At 42.0% G+C, this 17558-nt stretch carries 13 protein-coding genes; 7 read left to right on the plus strand and 6 right to left on the minus strand.

Annotated features, from left to right (window positions below):
- Positions 1 to 288 precede the first annotated feature (288 nt).
- From LZF95_RS22910 to LZF95_RS22920, 3 genes are all read right to left on the minus strand, one after another.
- Positions 289 to 2115, minus strand: coding sequence for a RagB/SusD family nutrient uptake outer membrane protein (locus tag LZF95_RS22910; protein ID WP_233757677.1), 1827 nt, complete (start codon positions 2113 to 2115; stop codon positions 289 to 291).
- Between the two features lie 15 nt (positions 2116 to 2130).
- Positions 2131 to 5424, minus strand: coding sequence for a TonB-dependent receptor (locus LZF95_RS22915; RefSeq protein WP_233757678.1), 3294 nt, complete (start codon positions 5422 to 5424; stop codon positions 2131 to 2133).
- Positions 5425 to 5583: 159 nt separating this feature from the next.
- Positions 5584 to 6609, minus strand: a complete 1026-nt coding sequence (locus LZF95_RS22920; RefSeq protein ID WP_233757679.1) for a FecR family protein — start codon at positions 6607 to 6609, stop codon at positions 5584 to 5586.
- 526 nt (positions 6610 to 7135) lie between these two features.
- Here LZF95_RS22920 and LZF95_RS22925 point away from each other — a divergent pair.
- Positions 7136 to 7681, plus strand: coding sequence for an RNA polymerase sigma factor (locus LZF95_RS22925; RefSeq protein ID WP_233757680.1), 546 nt, complete (start codon positions 7136 to 7138; stop codon positions 7679 to 7681).
- Between the two features lie 123 nt (positions 7682 to 7804).
- Here LZF95_RS22925 and LZF95_RS22930 read toward each other — a convergent pair whose 3' ends face one another.
- On the minus strand, positions 7805 to 8494 hold the full coding sequence (locus tag LZF95_RS22930; protein ID WP_233757681.1) for a TetR/AcrR family transcriptional regulator: 690 nt from the start codon (positions 8492 to 8494) through the stop codon (positions 7805 to 7807).
- 323 nt (positions 8495 to 8817) lie between these two features.
- Here LZF95_RS22930 and LZF95_RS22935 point away from each other — a divergent pair, with 323 nt between their 5' ends.
- From LZF95_RS22935 to LZF95_RS22950, 4 genes are all read left to right on the plus strand, one after another.
- On the plus strand, positions 8818 to 10521 hold the full coding sequence (locus LZF95_RS22935) for a sulfatase (protein ID WP_233757682.1): 1704 nt from the start codon (positions 8818 to 8820) through the stop codon (positions 10519 to 10521).
- Positions 10514 to 10657 carry a hypothetical protein gene (locus LZF95_RS22940; protein ID WP_233757683.1) on the plus strand — a complete coding sequence of 48 codons (144 nt, stop codon included), beginning with the start codon at positions 10514 to 10516 and terminating at the stop codon, positions 10655 to 10657. The genes LZF95_RS22935 and LZF95_RS22940 overlap by 8 nt, the downstream gene beginning before the upstream one ends.
- Positions 10658 to 10968: 311 nt before the next feature.
- Positions 10969 to 12372: a sugar porter family MFS transporter gene (locus LZF95_RS22945; protein ID WP_233757685.1), complete on the plus strand. Its 1404-nt coding sequence runs from the start codon at positions 10969 to 10971 to the stop codon at positions 12370 to 12372.
- A gap of 250 nt (positions 12373 to 12622) precedes the next feature.
- On the plus strand, positions 12623 to 13072 hold the full coding sequence (locus tag LZF95_RS22950) for a hypothetical protein (protein WP_233757687.1): 450 nt from the start codon (positions 12623 to 12625) through the stop codon (positions 13070 to 13072).
- A gap of 30 nt (positions 13073 to 13102) precedes the next feature.
- Here LZF95_RS22950 and LZF95_RS22955 read toward each other — a convergent pair whose 3' ends face one another.
- Positions 13103 to 14446 carry an ammonium transporter gene (locus LZF95_RS22955; protein ID WP_233757689.1) on the minus strand — a complete coding sequence of 448 codons (1344 nt, stop codon included), beginning with the start codon at positions 14444 to 14446 and terminating at the stop codon, positions 13103 to 13105.
- Between the two features lie 276 nt (positions 14447 to 14722).
- Here LZF95_RS22955 and LZF95_RS22960 point away from each other — a divergent pair, with 276 nt between their 5' ends.
- Entirely contained in the window at positions 14723 to 15547 is an 825-nt protein-coding gene (locus LZF95_RS22960) for a cyclase family protein (RefSeq protein ID WP_233757691.1), read from the plus strand.
- Between the two features lie 44 nt (positions 15548 to 15591).
- On the opposite strand, the gene LZF95_RS22965 is transcribed toward LZF95_RS22960, so the two are convergent.
- Entirely contained in the window at positions 15592 to 16440 is an 849-nt protein-coding gene (locus LZF95_RS22965) for an N-acetylmuramoyl-L-alanine amidase-like domain-containing protein (RefSeq protein WP_233757693.1), read from the minus strand.
- Between the two features lie 156 nt (positions 16441 to 16596).
- Here LZF95_RS22965 and LZF95_RS22970 point away from each other — a divergent pair, with 156 nt between their 5' ends.
- Entirely contained in the window at positions 16597 to 17145 is a 549-nt protein-coding gene (locus LZF95_RS22970) for a pyridoxamine 5'-phosphate oxidase family protein (protein ID WP_233757694.1), read from the plus strand.
- Positions 17146 to 17558 lie beyond the last annotated feature (413 nt).

A 17558-nucleotide genomic window follows, 5' to 3' on the forward strand; every position in this document is an offset into this window, starting at 1 on the left:
GGGCACACACTTCAAAAATCAATTTCTCCGACTTCGTAAACATCCAGAAAAAAATGCAAACCCTCAAAAAATCAGATAATCCTATCCTCTCCGCATTGTTTCATGCTAGAAATTAGCCAAACTTGAGGAATCCCCGAAGTAAATAACTACTTCGGGGATTTGTAAAGTGGCTAATATAACCTGGGGGATAATTGTCTAGGAAAGTTGGCTTTTATTTAAATACCATTCTGTGAAATTTACTGTACGCAATTTGGATCAGTTCAGATCCAGATAGCCCTAGAGCATTATTTAGTATCCCAGATTTTGAACAAGTTCCTTGTTCCGGTCAATTTCACTTTGGGGAATTGGATAAAAGTAGTTTTTATCTTCCCAAGGTGCCCTGGTGAAAACCACGGTTCTTTTGTGGAATCCCGGTGCGGATAATTCATCCCCACTATCTATGTCCATACCATGGAATGCACCACCTTGGTGATATTCAGGCAGGTGAGCAACCTTCCATCTCCTTACGTCCCAATACCTGTGCCCTTCAAACATGAGTTCAATTTGCCTTTCTCTGTGAATAGTCTTTCTCATTTCTTCTTGGCTTATATCCCCTTCATAATCTGGCAGTCCTGAACGGTTTCTTAACTCATTGAGATAGAATAGAATATCTGCATGTCCGGGAGAATATTCATTTAATGCTTCGATGTAGTTTAAATATATCTCACCCAACCTGATGTTCATGGCTGGCCTGGCAAAACTTCTATTATCCCTATAGTCATTATTGGGGTGAATGTTTTTTCTAGCTGTGTATCCGGTAGAAGGGTAATCCCGTGTCGCTCCTTGCTTTCCTGAGTTGCCCGTATAGAAAAACTCTACAATGTTGCTCCAGCCAGGGTTGGGGACAACTGGACAGTAAGATCCATTGAATGTAATATTGACGTAAAATCTAGGCTCACGGCCAACGTACATGGCATAGGTACCAGGTGCATAGTACGAATTTCCTTCCTCTGTAAATCCTTCTTCAATATATCCGCTGTGAGGATCCTCAATATTCAGTCCATTGGCCATTCTAAATGCATCTATCATTTCCTGTGGTACAGCGATGCCATTCCATGCATTGCCGTTTGAATTCCTGGGAGAACTGTGTCTTTCCCAGTTGTAATACATATCAGAATTGGATCTTAGCCATATTCCCTCGGTTCTCCATCCTTCAAACATAAGATTACGGTAGGATAAAAAACCTGCTCTGAACGGATCGTCATTTTGCTCTCGGTATAGCTGATATTTTCCCAGATCAATTACTTCTTTTGCGGCATCAGCTGCTCTTTTCCACTTGTTCTCATCATAGGATTGGTTTATTAGATTAGTTCCATCAAGATTTACCAAGCCTGCTAACTCTGTATTCCCATTCACTAAGGGACTGGCATGAAATAGGAGCACTTGCGACTTGACAGCCTTGATTATTGGCTTGGTGATTCTTCCTGTTTGGGCTAAGTCTAATTCTTGGGGATTATTTGGGTTAAGATGTTCTTCTGGCACATCAACCAAAGCCAAGTCCATTTCGGAAATAATATATTCTACACTTTGATCCCAACTACTTCGAGGAATTTGAAAATTGGCATCAGGTGGCAAGGATGATTCTCCCATAATTACGATGGGTCCATATTGTCTTAATAGAAGCCAGTAGTAGTAAGCTCTTAAAAATCTAGCTTCTCCTTTGTACTGCTGGACTAACCTTTCGCCGTTGGGTTCTGCAGGGATTTCCTTGTTCTGGTCGATGTTTTCCAAAAATATGGCTGCATAACGAATTGCCTGGTAATAACTAGACCACACATTGTGGTTTGTGTTGTCAGGTGTCATTGCTCCTGAGTTCATCAATGGAAATACCCAGGCATAGTCAGCTTCATCACTTTGGCCCAGCCATTGCTGGTTATAGGGCTGATTCCACATATCAGGCAAAGGATTATAGACTCTGGCCAACCATTGCTCGGTCATGCTTTTGTTGGTGAATACGTCCTCCAGGGTTGTGATATTATCAGGTACAGTGTCTAAAAAATCACCAGAACATGATAGAATAAGCCCGGAAAATAGTATGGTCAGATATTTTCGAATTTTAGAAATATTGTTATTCATAGTCGTGGAAGTTATTTATTGAAAACTAGCTCTTAACCCAACATTAAAAGTGGTAGTGTTAGGGTAACTTGTCCCTCTTCCATCACCTAATTCGGGATCCCAAATTTTCCAAGGACTTAGTGTCACCAGATTGGTCCCGTTTAGGTAAAGTCGGAGGTTTTTCATCCCAAACTTTTGAAGTTTTCCCATATCAAAATTATAGGCGATTTCCGCATTTTTCAGACGTAGATAATCTGAGCGAAATAGCCACCAAGTGCTCCCATAGTAATTTGTGGTGATATCTTCCCTTGTGGACAATCGTGGATAGAATACATCTTGGGAGGGATTTTCAGGAGTCCATCTGTCCAGTGCCATATCGTATAAATTCCCTCGGGTAGGGCCATCATAGAATGGGTTGGTTCCCTGGCCCCCCGCATACATAAAATCCACTAATCCGGCACCTTGGAAGAAAAGTACAACTTCAAATCTCTTGATTCCAGCTCCAATATTCAGTCCATACATGATCTGAGGAACCGGACCATACCCGATTGCTCTTTGGTCATAGGTGTTGATAATCCCATCGCCATTCAGGTCTTTGTATTTAATGTCTCCAGGACGAACATCCCCGGCTTGCTCAGCTGAATTTGCTATATCCTCTTCATCTATAAATAGCCCTTCGGCTATATAACCGAATCGTTGATCTATCCTATGGCCTACACGATTGAGCCATGGATATTGCCATTCAGGTAACCCATCATAGACATTTTTATTCTTGTTGTATGTCATTGTACCCCTGAAGGTTAGGAAGTTGACCAGCGAATTGCTTCCAAAATGTTTGTTGTAGTTCAGTGTGAGATCAACCCCTTTGTTTTCTGTAATGCCAATATTCCCATAGGGAGTATTGCTGCCATAACCTGAAGCAGCGGGTACATCATTTAGCTTCATCAATATTCCATCCCTTCTTTCTTGAAAGAATTCTATTATGAAGGAAAGATCATCATTGAAGAAATTTACTTCTAGACCTAGATTATGCCTTCTTCCTGTTTCCCATGTTACATCTGAGCCGACTTGCCCTTCTTGCATACCACCATATCCTCTGGTATTTCCAGGAACACCAAACGTGTATCCATCGCCATTGTCTATCCTGGTCTGAAACAAGAATCTGTCACTCGTGTTACTATTGCCCGTCAGGCCAAAAGTGTACCTCAGTTTTAGATGAGAAATCAAATCTTTTACAGGCTGGAAAAATGATTCGTTTGAGATCACCCAACCTGTACCAAAGGATGGGAAAAACCCAAACCTACTGTCAGGAGAGAAGTTTTCAGATCCAGAGTACCCAAAATTTGCCTCGAAAAAATACTTGGACTTAAAACCATATGTGGAACGCCCTGAAACACCTCTAAGTCTGAATGGAATCGAAGAAACCAAATCTCCGGCATCTGCATTTATATAGTCAGATTGGTAATATAGCAGCATGGCAGAAACATCATGGTCAGAACTGAAGGTTCTATTGTAGTTTAAGGATGATTCTGTATAAAATTTCCTGTTTCCACCTCTCGATTGTTCAAAACCCAAAACATCTGAACCTTGATCAACAAGCTCCGTCAGGAGGTTTCCATCTTCATCTCTACCATTTGCATAGTAGGTTTGTACACTTTTTGTCCTGTTTAAATTATTCCAGTTATAGGCATCGAAGGAAAACATGGTAGTAAATCTCAATCCTTCCATGATGAAACCCAGATCTTGCTTCAAGCGTAAATTTGACCTAATGGTATTTCGGTACTCGGTGGCATAGCCTGACTGGGTAAGTGCCTTATAAGGGTTTTCGAAACCTCCCGGTACCCTGGGCCACTGCCCATTGGAATATTGCGGAGGAGCTATATGCGGAGGATTCTGGCTGGCTAGGTCAAAAAGATATCCTGTTCCAACGCCTGGATAATTCGAATTAATAATGAATCCGTTGATTCCTAGCTCTATATTGGTGGTTTTGGTCAGGTTTACGTCCACATTTGTGAGAAACGTATATCTGTCAAGGGTAAGTCTGTTGTTGTATGTTTCAACATTTCCGGCTTTGAACATACCGGTTTCTGAGTAATATCCTGCAGATACGTAGTATTTGGCATATTCAGAACCACCTCTGATATTTATGTCAACACTTCTGTTTTGAGCATGTGTGTTGAATATTTCATCATACCAGTCCACGTTTGGATATAGATCTGGATCTTCGCCCGTTTCCACCATCCGGATTTGCTCCGCAGAGTATTGTGGGTTTCGACCTCTCATTTCGAGTCCTTCATTGTAGAGCCTCATGAAATCTGGCCCATCCACGAAACTTGGGAGCTGCGTAAAGGAAGTTACAGCCTGTCGGACTTCAAAATTGATAATTGGCTTGCCTACTTGACCAGATTTGGTATTGATGATGATTACGCCGTTGGCACCTCTGGCTCCATATACGGCTGTTGCAGAGGCATCCTTTAATATAGTGAAGCTTTCTATATCCTCCGGATTGATGTTGTCTATAGGTCTGTCAGGTACGCCGTCAACAATCAATAATGGCCCGCGGGGAGAGGATCCAAAAGTCGCGATCCCGCGAATAAAAATCTCCGATCCATCATAACCTGGTTCACCACTTCGCTGCACTGAAACTAATCCGGCTAAGCGACCGCCTAGTGAATTCGTTAAATCTCTTACTGGTAGCTTTAGCTCAGCCGGTTTAATAGTCGATTGGGAACCAACCAGGCTTATTTTTTTCTGCTCTCCAAAACCTACGACGACTACTTCTTCTAAGGCAGATTCATCTTCTTGAAGGATTATTTCATAATCCGAATTTGATCCTATCTCAACAATCTGGCTTTCATAACCTATGAAGGAAACTTCGATTTTTGGATTTGCAGTGATCAGGTTAAAGAAAAACTCACCATCGTTATTCGTGACGACTCCATTGGTAGTGCCGACTTCTTTTATATTGGCACCTGGGAGCGTAAGTCCATCTGGGGTTTTGACTACCCCTTTGATTTCTCTGTTTTCGGTATTATTCTCCGTTTTAAACACAGAAACTTTTTTTGGTACCTGCCTTACATGGATGACGTGATTGATTTCTTTGAATACCAGTTCGTGATCTTTGGCTAATTGATCCAGAATGCTCTTTAGCGACTGTTTTCCTTGCTTTAATTTTACATGTTCTACTCCTTTCAGTTTGTCTTTGTCATAAGCAAAATTGAAATCTGATTGGCGTTCTATTTCGGAAAATATTTCAAATATTGATCCTTCCGGTTTTTCTAGGTTAATGAAGACATCAGCTTGCGACACGTGATCTAAAGTTGTTGCCATTAAAGGTTTAGAAAGTGCAACGCTGAAAAAAAGGATCAAAAACATGTAACTATACCGTCGGAGACATATTTTTATTGGTACTTGTCTTTCCATAATTGTTTTGGGTTATTGTATGTTGAGGTTTATTGTTATGGTTTTTGTTGTATTGATTTTTTAAGGTCATTCTAAAACATGTACCTGGCCGGATATAATTTTAAATTGCAAGTCAGAGGCGTAGCTTAGTCCCTGAAGCACATCTTCCAGTTTTTGATCACGATAGGTGGCACTGTAGAGTCCCTCTAATTCCAGGTTCTTATCATAGATAAATTCTATCCCATACCAGTTCGATATTCGCTCAAAGACTATAGGGTAAGGCTCATCTTTGAATTTGAGAATGTTTTCCCGCCAGCCGAGAATTTGATCCTTGTCGAAATTGCCTTTAGAAATTCTGTTAGTGGTAAAATCAAAAAACGCGGCATCATCCGGAGCCAACCCAATCTCTTCTCCCTTTTCCATTTTCACGTTCACCTTACCCGTAACCAGTGCTACATGACCGTTTCCCCTAGTTGGGTCAGTGTTCATGTCGAATGAGGTACCTATTACTTTGACTTCAAACATTTCCGAAAGCACTTCGAAAGGTTGACCGTTTTGTTTCGTTACCTCAAAAAATGCCCTACCGCTTAAATTGACCTTGCGCCCTCCCGTAAAATCTTTTAAATACGCTATAGAGGTATATGAATCTAGCATAACTGAAGACCCGTCCGGGAGCATTATATTTCTCCTTTCTCCTCTTTCCGTCGAGATCCTAACCATGGGTCCGGAAGCTGATTTTTTATCGGCAGTATATAGAATAGTCCCTATTGCTAAGATTAAAGTGATAGATGCGGCCGCTGCCCATTTAAAAGTCTTCCGCCTGGAAAGCGCGGCTTTCTTCTGAGGAATAGGTCTGGTTTTTAATTGATCATCAAATTCCTCAAGCAATTTTTTACGTATGCTTGCCAGTTTAGAATCATCAATCTTCTCATCACCTGAGTATTGAAATGAATTAACTATGGATCTGGCTTTATGAAAATATTCTGTTTTGTCAGAGTTCTTCTGAAGCCAGGCATGCCACATTTCTGTGTCTTTTTCCCTTTGGTGATTTACCCACTGAACGAACTGTTGATTTTTAAGGAAATCAAATTCGTCTTTTGGATTGAAATTCATAAATGTGTTTTAAGATATCAGAGTGTCTCTATTGGCTTTTCTGCATAGAGCGTAAAAACTTTAAAATGACATCAAAAAAATCAGCTTATTTTAAAAACTACATAAACTATTTTAATAGTTAAATTAAAAGAACAGCCTAAAGCCCAAGCCGGATTTTTTTGTCCTGTTTGTGATATCATTGACATATTATGACAGAATATTCAATGGATTCTGAGGGGGATGAAGCGATTTAGAGTTGCTCCTGTCTTATTTTTCAAGATTTTTTTTGGTGTAGCCGAATAATTCCATTGAAATTTAGTTTCTTGAATTTTGAAATACCCTAAAATCATCAGCTCGATAATTAAATCATGTTGGTGGGTAATAGTTATTTGAGTAAGTTGAAAGTGAATGATTAGCCAATATGAATGCTAGAGAATTAAAACCTTTCGGCCTTTTTGATAGGAGCCAAATAGATAGTTCTAGTGAAGCGGATAGTATTGGAGATAATGGTCTGTGGCTTGGAATCGTTTCAGGTGATCCGAAAAGTATGGAAGTACTTTATAACCGGTATTCATCCAGGCTGTGCAAATATGGATTTCAAATCACCCGAGAAGAGACCTTCGTATATGATGCACTTCAGGACACATTCCTATATATTCTTCAAAAGGCCCAGAATCTTAGCTCTAATGTCAATGTAAAGGCATATCTCTTTGCTAGCTACAGGCGTAAGCTTCTGGCTCTGTTGAACGAAAATAGATCAGCAAAAGCTGTGTATGAAGCTGCATTGATCGGCGAAGATAAAGTTGATAATGGTGAGTCTATAATACGTTCAGTCAATGAAGACTACCGTTCGGAAATCAACAAAATAATAGCTACAGCTTCAAATCAGTTGTCCGCTAAACAACAGGAGGTTATTTTCCTTCATTTCCATGAGGGTCTTTCTTATAAAGATATAGCTGAAACCATGCAATTTCAGAACGTCCGGTCAGCAAGGAACCTTCTTTATAAAGCAATTGATGTTTTGTCTGTAAGTCTAAGGAAGTACAAGGGGGATATATGGCCTTTAATATTCTTTTCCCTGCAATTGGTTTAACCCCCAAGAACGCTCCCGTGAACCAGCTAAGTAAAAAGATGTACTAATCCCTTAAAATGATAGCTTTTGATCTATTACTGGCGTTTTTCAGCATGCCCTAAATAGTTGGATAAATACTGCAAACTACGCCAGGTCTTTTGTGTACCCATGTTTGTCAACGACTTTTTGATATTCCTCATGCCCGGAAGCGGAAAGGTAGGGAGTCAAAATCGTCCAGATACTCTTTACCATCTCTCCTTTCTCTGTATAGTTATAGGTGACCAAAACCTCGCGCTGCGAAAGCCAAAAGGAGATGACCATGCGGATGATGTGCTGTAAGCGTTCAGATGCGTAGGAATATTCAGCAGTTAGAAAGTTTTCCGATTTGATTTTTTCAAAGAGCTCTTCTGTTTGCTTTTTTCGCACTTCAAATGTTTTCTGGATCAGTTTGCTTACTTCTGGGAAAGAACGGGTAATGTCCAATACATCCAGGTTGAAAAATCTGTAGCGGTATTGAAACTCCTCAAACTGGATCAACAGCAGATGAAAGTTCTCCAAGGAAGAGTATTTTTCATTTTGGCGAGCATAAATCTCGCTCATTTCTTGCCTCATTTTCCGGTGGATGGCCAGCAGAAGATCCTCCTTGGTCTTGTAGTGATAGTCCAGATTTCCATGGCTGATCCCCATTTCTCCGGCTATATGTCTGCTGGTAATGCTGTTTACCCCCGTTTCATTATAAAGCTCTATGGCTTTGAGTATAATTTTGTCTTTTGTCTTTAGTTTTGTGGAGGAAGAGGCCATCTTTTTGGTCAATAGGTTATTGTCTTGTTGCATAAATCTACCTAAAAGATTGGGTTTTTGTTTTGCTCATTTGTGAAATATAGTTAAAATAGTACAAGTGTCCCTGAATATCGTTGGGATATTCCAGCCCAGCCTATCAAAAATCTTTTCATGTTGAATAGCTAAAATAGAGGATTAGGCCAGATGCACCAATGACATTAGGAAAAGTTTTTCGCCTGAGGTATATTCATAGTCTAAAGTCTATTCTTTAATGTGATATAGCTATAAAAAAAGCGAAGTCATGCGATAGTCTATAGAAGATATATGTTAGTTTGGGTGATCCAAACGTAAATCTACTTTACCTCAAAAACTTACCTATGAAAATCACGAAGCTTTTACTTTTGAGTGGCGTAGCTTTTATACTACTGGATTCATGCGGCAAGGTGGAGCAAACCGAAGCTCAAAATCCTCCCAATATCGTCTTTATCATGTCTGATGACCATGCTTATCAGGCGATTTCGGCTTATGACAATACGTTGATTGAAACGCCGAATATCGACAGAATCGCAAAAATGGGGATGCTGTTTACAAATGCTTCTGTAACGAACTCTATCTGTGCGCCATCGAGAGCCACTATTTTGACCGGCAAGCATTCGCACATCAACGGTAAGGTGGACAATCATTTTCCTTTTGATACCACTAATGTCACGTTTCCACAACTATTCCAAGAGGCAGGCTACCAGACTGCCATGTTTGGCAAGTTGCATTTTGGGAATAATCCCAAAGGTTTTGACCAATTTAAGATTTTGCCAGGGCAGGGATCCTATTACAACCCAGACTTTATCACAAAAAATGAGGGTAATATTAAGGTAGAAGGCTATGTGACGGATATCATCACAGATATGACTCTTGAGTGGCTACAATATGAGCGGAAAGCGGATCAGCCTTTTATGCTGATGTACCTGCACAAAGCACCGCACAGGGAATGGCTGCCTGCGGAAAGACATGTGGATGAGTTTACCAGCCGTACCTTTAAAGAGCCAACTACACTTTTCGATGATTATGCAGGTAGAGGAAGAGCTGCACGGGAGGCAGAAATGAATCTGCTGACAGACATGCACTGGTCAGGGGATTCGAAGATTTACCCGGAAGTCATGGATGAACTGGGACTCGAGGAAACTTCCGATTGGGATAAGGGGGCTTTTGAGCGTGAAGTGGGGAGATTGAATGAATCCCAACGCACAAATTGGGATAAAGCCTACATGAAAGTTAATGAGGACTTCAAAAAGGCTTACCCTGCCATGAGCGAAGAGGATAAGATGAGATGGAGATATCAGCGCTACATGCAGGATTATCTGGGTACTATCAAAGCTGTGGATGAAAATGTAGGCCGTGTGTTGGACTACCTGGAAGAAAATGGACTGATGGAGAATACCATTATCGTATATACCTCTGACCAAGGCTTTTATTTGGGAGAGCACGGATGGTTTGACAAGCGTTTTGTTTATAATGAATCCTTTAAAACCCCGTTGTTGATATCTTGGCCAAATAGGGTGAAAGCCGGAAGTAAGACAGATGAAATGGTCCAAAACCTGGATTTTGCCCAGACTTTCCTAGCAGCTGCGGGAATCGAGGCTCCTTCTGATATGCAGGGCGAGAGTATGATGCCCTTGCTTGTCGGGCAGAACGACGAATGGACCCGGGATGCGGTGTATTACCACTATTACGAGTATCCATCGGTACACATGGTGAAGCGCCATTATGCGATTGTCAATCAGGATTATAAGTTGACCCATTATTACTTCGATGTGGATGAATGGGAACTGATAGACCGTAAAAATGACCCTATGGAACTGACCAATGTCTATGACGATCCTGCGTACGCAGAGATTAGGGCAGATTTACATAAGCAGTTGGATGAGTTGAGAGAAAAATATGGGGATAACTCCCAGATCAGCCAGCAGTATATTGATCTGTATTTGGATGATTTGTCGGATCGGAAGGGGTTTTTTGGAGGAAAAAACACCGAATTGATCGATAAGATTTTCAAGGATAGAAAATCAGCTTCAGCTGATGAATAATAGACTACTATTGCCGTTTTACTTCCCGGCCAAAGTAAAAGGCAGCATGAATAAGTTCCGAATAAAGGAAAATGAAAGATCTATGGCAAATCCCAACAATTTAAAAGGTAAGAGTATGAGCCAAATGATGGGATAGAGAATCAGAGCAATTATTGCCAAGGGCCAGCAAAGCACAAAAAAGATGCACCAAATAAGAAAGCTAATCATAGTTAAATATATTTGGCTTTGAAAACTCAATTCCTACGCCAATTTCTAAAAGCAGCCTTTAGACACCTTTTTGCGGGTTTGTAATACCCTACTGTAATGATTTCGGACAGTCAAAACGCTTATTCCGCACAGGTTTGAAGTTGTGTTTTGCCAGTAGAATTTTTTTCGGGCGCAGCAGGACAGCTGCTGACAATAATTCTGCTATTTTATCGATTTAAGTCCTACTGGTACAACATATCCATGAAGCAAACTTATCAGTACAATCAAACTTACATCTGGCTGATCACACTCACGGCCGCTTTAGGAGGGTTTTTATTCGGGTATGACTGGGTGGTGATCGGTGGAGCCAAACCATTTTATGAGCCTTTTTTCAATGTAACTTCACCTTCTGATCAAGGCTGGGGCACCAGCTCAGCCCTCGTGGGCTGTATGATAGGAGCGGGGATATGCATCCTGATATCTGATAGATTGGGAAGGAAAAGGCTGCTCATAGTTTCCGGTTTGCTCTTTTCACTATCTGCTGTAGGTACAGCCTTGTCCGGCACTTTTTGGGAATTTAACTTCTACCGGATTATCGGAGGAGTGGCTATGGGAGTGGCCTTGAATCTCTCGCCCCTCTACATAGCAGAGCTCTCTCCACCAGAGAAACGCGGCAAAATGGTGACCATAAATCAGCTGCTGATTATGATGGGAGTGCTTCTGGCCCAGGTGGTCAACTGGCGGATATCGGTTAGGGATACACTGCTGGTGGAGAATGCGGGTTTTGAGATGATCGCAGGGAGTTGGAGTGGGCAGATCGGATGGAGATGGATGTTTGCCACGGAAGCTGTACCTGCGCTTCTGTTTTTTGTATTGATGTTTTTCGTGCCCGAATCGGCCCCTTGGTTGGTCAAAAACAAAGAAGAAGCCCGTGCCCGCAAGATCCTACAGCGAATCGGCGGCGACAGCTATGCGGAGGATTCCATAGCAGAAGTGAAAACTACGCTGAAAGAAGGAGATTTTGGACAGGTGAATTTGAAAGAATTGTTTCATAAGAAAGTGGTCAAGCTTCTCTGTATCGGGATTTTCCTGGCTTTTCTGCAGCAATGGAGCGGGATCAATGTGGTGATCTATTATGCAGCGGATATCTTTCTGGCGGCAGGATACAACCTGAAGCAAATGATGCTCAATATTGTGGTGATCGGGGGAGTGATGGTGCTTTCGGTGTTCATTACCATTTTCACAGTGGATAGATTTGGCAGAAAGAAGCTACTGCTGATCGGGACTGCTGCCATGGCTGTTTTGTATGGATTGATCGGCTATTTTTTCCTGGTTGATCAAGGAGGGACAGGCGTAGTCGTTGCAGTTCTGGCCAATGTGATGTTTTATTCCTTCACCTTAGCACCTTTACTGTGGGTGGTTCTTTCTGAGATTTTTCCTACGAGGATCCGGGGAGCTGCTATCTCTGTCGGAGCATTGGCGCACTGGGCGGGAAATTTTACGCTGACCTATTTCTTTCCCGCAATCCGGGAAAATCTGGGCTGGGCTTATAATTTCTGGCTGTATGGCGGAATCTGTGCGTTTGGATTTTTGATGATCTATTTAGTACTTCCTGAGACGAAAGGGAAGTCATTGGAAGAAATAGAAAAAGAGTTGATGGGGTAAATTATATGTTTAGAGGGAAATGGTTTCCTTACAGGCATGAACGGGGAATCCATCCCAAAGCTTTTTGAACAACTGAATTTATCCAGATTTATAATTTCAGTACTTTAGCAAACGAATATTTTCTATTTTGGTGTAAGCAGAAAGTGACTACCTATGGTAAAGCAGACTGAAACACTTCATAACCTCTATGCCTCGATCATTTGCTTCGCCTACGTCTAAACTAGGCGTCAAACTACCAAACCGCTCAGTTATGAAACCAGAAAACACTAAATCAAATTTCTTCTTCCTCAAATATCTGTTGATTACAGGTGGGGTAACTGCTATCGGGATAATCCTACTGACCGCAATTGTGCTGATGTTCATTATGGGAGAAAGCGGAAGCGGGTTTGCGCTAGGCTTAGCTATTAGTCCAGTAGAAAAATCAATGGTTGTTCTGCAGATCTTAGGCTCAATTGCGATAGCTTATTTCATCGGGCCAATGGCGGTTAATGCCATTGGCAAAGGGAAAAACGGGATTTATGTCGGTATCAAAAGCCTGTTAATCTGCTGGACTGCCCCGTGGATACTATTGACTTTAATAGCATTTCTACCTGATTTGTCTTGGAACGTGTTGCTAATCAATGGATTGTTTGGATTGGTTCCAGCTCTGATGCTGGGGCCGATAGTAGGATGGGCCATGAAGAGGAGAATAGTGATTTAGGTCAGCATTTTTACACAGATCATAGTGCTTTTAAATCGACTCCCCATGCTGGGACATATCCAAGCCAATTTCCTCGTACTCCTCCCTTACCCTCAGCGTCACGAATTTGTTTAGAACAAAGAAAATAGCGTAAGACAACACAAAGGAGAATAGGCACACGCCCACCAGAACTAGCATGTGCGAACCAAAGACCGACCAGCCGCCATGAAGCAGACTGGAACCTTCGGGATATGCGAATATCGCCGTCAGGATCATCCCCATGATACCGCCAATTCCATGACAGGCAAATACGTCCAAGGTATCGTCAATTTTATTGAGAAACTTGGCATGCACGGCCAGATTGGATACTACTGCGCCTATTCCTCCGAAAAAGAAACTTTCGGGAATAGTAATGTAGCCCGCCGCAGGAGTGATGACTACCAGACCGACCACTGCCCCAATACAAGCCTGCATAGCAGAGATCTTTCTTCCCTGAATCCTGTCAAACAACACCCAAGTCATCATTGCGGTAGCCGAGCTGACAGTAGTGGTAGCAAAAGCCAGTGCGGCGGCTCCATTGGCACCGAACGAAGAGCCGGCATTGAATCCAAACCAGCCAAACCAAAGCATGCCTGTGCCTAAGAGAACATAGGTGATATTGCAGGGTTCATGATGTGGTTTTTTCCGTTTGCCCAGAAATAAGGCTCCTGCCAGCGCGGCCATACCGGCACTGATGTGGACTACCGTGCCCCCGGCAAAATCCAGTACGCCGAAGTATGCGCCTATTAGCCCGTCAGGATGCCAAACCATGTGGCAAAGTGGGGCATATACCAATACACTGAAAATCCCAATGAAGAACAGATAGCCAATGAAGCGTACTCTTTCTGCAAAGGACCCGGTGATAATGGCCGGGGTAATCACCGCAAATTTCATCTGAAACAGGGCAAATAACACAAAGGGAAGGGTTGGGCCTAGAGCTTTATGCGGTAGAATGTTTACCTGGTCAAAAAACAGGTACTGGAAAGGGTTTCCTATAATCCCGTATTTCACCCCATCTATGGTAATCCCAATCGGGTCGCCAAAGGCAAGGCTAAATCCCACAACTACCCAGAGCATGGTCACCACACCCAAGGATATAAAACTCTGGAGCATGGTGGAAATGAGGTTTTTCTTGATAACCATTCCTCCGTAAAACAAAGAAAGGCCAGGGGTCATCAATAGCACCAAGCAGGAAGCCGTGAGTAGCCAGGCTATATCCGCATATACCAAATCCGATTCGGATCCAAAATTTTCCAGGATTGGCTCTGCTTGTTTCCAGAACAAACCCAACGCAGGTGCAGCGATTGTAATCAGGAAGGCAACCTTCCATTTGATTTTCATTCCACTTTTTTCCATGACGCAAAAATAGTGGTTTTAACTTTTTATTTGGTATTTATATAAGAATTCAGAATAAAAAATCATTTTTCTTGTTTTTACAAAGCAAATAAAAAGCTTGGAGTGATCTTGTAATTACTTTTAAAACAGGTTTTTAGAAGTGTTTTCGTGTCTATTTACCTATCTATTCCATCTCCAATGTGTTTTTATGTTCAGACCACGAAGTGGAAAATTTGCCGGAACATCGTAGTTACTGGTTTCTGTTTTTTAACTTACCAGTAGGTAAATAACACAAAGATGAAGATTTTTGGATTGACATTCTCTCAGACAACACTGGTTGCGGTGTCCATACTGACCGTTGAAGTTTCATGTACTTCTAAGGAATATTCATCTGGTTTTATAGCTGCTGAATGGATAGACCTGACCTACACTTTTGATTCTACCACCTTGTATTGGCCTAACAATCTGGATGGGTTTCAGCATAGAGTCGATGCTGAGGGCCTGACGGATTTGGGGTACTATTATTCCTCTTACACGATTCTCACGCCGGAGCATGGCGGCACGCACTTGGATGCACCGATTCACTTTTATGAGAAAGGAGAAACTGTGGATCAACTTCCTCTAGGCAAATTGACTGGAGAGGCTGTAGTCATAGATGTCAGCACTCAGGCTCTGGAAGACAGGGATTATCTCATCGATTCCGCCGCGGTTTTGATTTGGGAAGCGGAACATGGAAAAATTCCTGATCAGGCGATGATATTATTCCGCACCGGATATGGCAAGTTTTATCCAGATCGGGAAGCTTATTTTGGCACTGCCAAAACTGGGGCGGAGGCTATTCCGGAACTTCATTTTCCAGGTATTCAGCCTGAAACAGCGACTTGGCTGGCCAAGAATCGAAATGTGAAAGCCGTCGGATTGGATACACCAAGTTTGGATTATGGGCAATCCAAAAACTTTGCAGCTCATCAGGCTTTGATGGAAAATCAGATTCCCGGGTTTGAAAATGTGGCTAACCTAGACCTCTTACCCGCCAAAGGGATCTATGTGGTGGCACTTCCCATGAAAATCAAAGGAGGAAGTGGAGGCCCCTTAAGGATTATCGCAGCAGTAATTGATTAGAGAACAATGTGGAGATCCTGTAAATAGTAGGCTTATAGTTTCACCTATTTTCCTGTCAATCGAGTCACCATAATCCCAGATTGGGATTTATTGGCTGCCAGGTATTCACTGAGGGGTTTTTCGGATATTTCCACTTTCATGCTTTTAGATGATGCGTGAAGCAGGTGAATTCTACCGTTTTTCTCTAGAGCTAAACCGGTATGGACAATGTCCAGATTTGGCATGGAGGTAGTGACGGCGATGATATCCCCAGACTTAATGTTCTTCTCCAGCCTGCTGATTTCAGTTTTAGGGATAAAGAAATAGTCCCGTTTTTGGAGTTGGTTTTCCGTGATTTTGATAGCTTTCAGATTTTCTGGTGCGCTGAGTTGGGTATAGAATTTGGGGTTTTCGGACATAAAAGTCGGGGCATTGGGATAGGGTGAGCCTCCTATTTGCTGGGTGATGTCGGTGATTATGCCCTTTTCTTGATTTTCATAGATCCAATCCGAAAAGTAGTGCAGCCTAGAAGGGTAGCCTTCATTTTTTCCGTCTCGATAGCGCAGGTGCTCCAGTTCCCTTTCAAAGCCGTCAAATGTAAAATCCAAAAGTGAGGAAAGTCTGGTGAGGGTGATCACCGTTTCCACAAAAGTGGTACAGTCTAATCCCTGAAGATTGATGACTAATTTTTCTGAGCCTGGAAGCTCCAGGGTCTTTTCCACATAGGGTGTCTCCAGAAACCACTGGCCGATTTCTGACACCTGTTCTGAATAGGTCTCTGAAGTCAATTCTGATTCGGCAAGCCTGCTGAGAAAACTTTCCAATCGTTCCCTGCTTTCTGCTGTGCATACAGTTTGGGCTTGAGAGATTAAGCAGTGAACCAATAAAATACCCAGGATGAATAGTTTGTTCATAAAGAATAGAATCAACAAGTATTCCGCCTCATCTGATGAATCACTTCCAGTTTATCGTGACCAAACGGATCATGATGAGAGAGTGAATAAAACCTATATCGTCAAAGTACATTTATTTCGGACAATAACCTTAATTTTAGGAATACAAAGTTCAATATGGGAAAGCAACTGGATTCCATTACCGTGGAATTGAAAGAATTTATAGAAAACCAAAAGATTTTCTTTGTAGGTACAGCAGCCGCAGAGGGACGTGTAAATGTTTCCCCCAAGGGTACGGATTCCTTCCGGGTAATTGATTCCAATAAAATAATCTGGCTAAACCTGACAGGCAGTGGAAATGAAACTGCCGCACATTTGCTCCTGAATAATAGGATGACGGTCATGTTTTGTGCCTTTGAAGGCAAACCTATGATCTTACGATTATATGGTCATGCGAGGATCTTCCATAAGCGGGATCCTGAGTTTCATACATATACTGGCTTATTTCCTCCCAATACAGGCTCTCGTCAAATCATTGAGATGGATGTGGATTTAGTCCAAACGTCTTGTGGTTTTGCCGTGCCCTTTATGGATTATAGGGAAGAACGTGAGACATTGAATTCCTGGTCTTCCAAACAAGGAATAGACGGAATAGAAACTTACTGGAAAAACAAAAACACCCAAAGTATTGATGGATTTGAGACGAAAATTTTGGATACCCAGTGATTGTTAGCTTTCAGCTAGGCAGGATATAACCAACTTTGGATGGTTTGGCCTAGAATGGGATGGTGACTTTGTTCACTATTTGCTGTTAAACTACTTTCGCCAAGCGTTCCGCTGGAACGCCCTTCTAGAATCATCGCTTGTTTCTACCGACCAGATGTCCCTACGGGACAAGTATATAAATTATCTGAAGTCTAAATCACTTTCCTAAAAAAGGCAATAATGGAATCAATCCATACCTAGAGAAAAAGGATGTCTTAAAAAAAACAGTGAGATTATCCTGGCTTTCTGGTAGAGAGGAAGTCATTGCTCGTATTGAATTCCTCTTTGTTTTCCAATAAGCTCTACTTCAGTGACTTTCTGCATAAAATCCAATGGCAAATGACTAAGGAAAGGTTGGGATTTTGTCCTTAAAA

The sequence above is a fragment of the Algoriphagus sp. AGSA1 genome (assembly GCF_021390545.1).
In the GTDB taxonomy this organism is placed as follows: Bacteria; Bacteroidota; Bacteroidia; order Cytophagales; family Cyclobacteriaceae; genus Algoriphagus.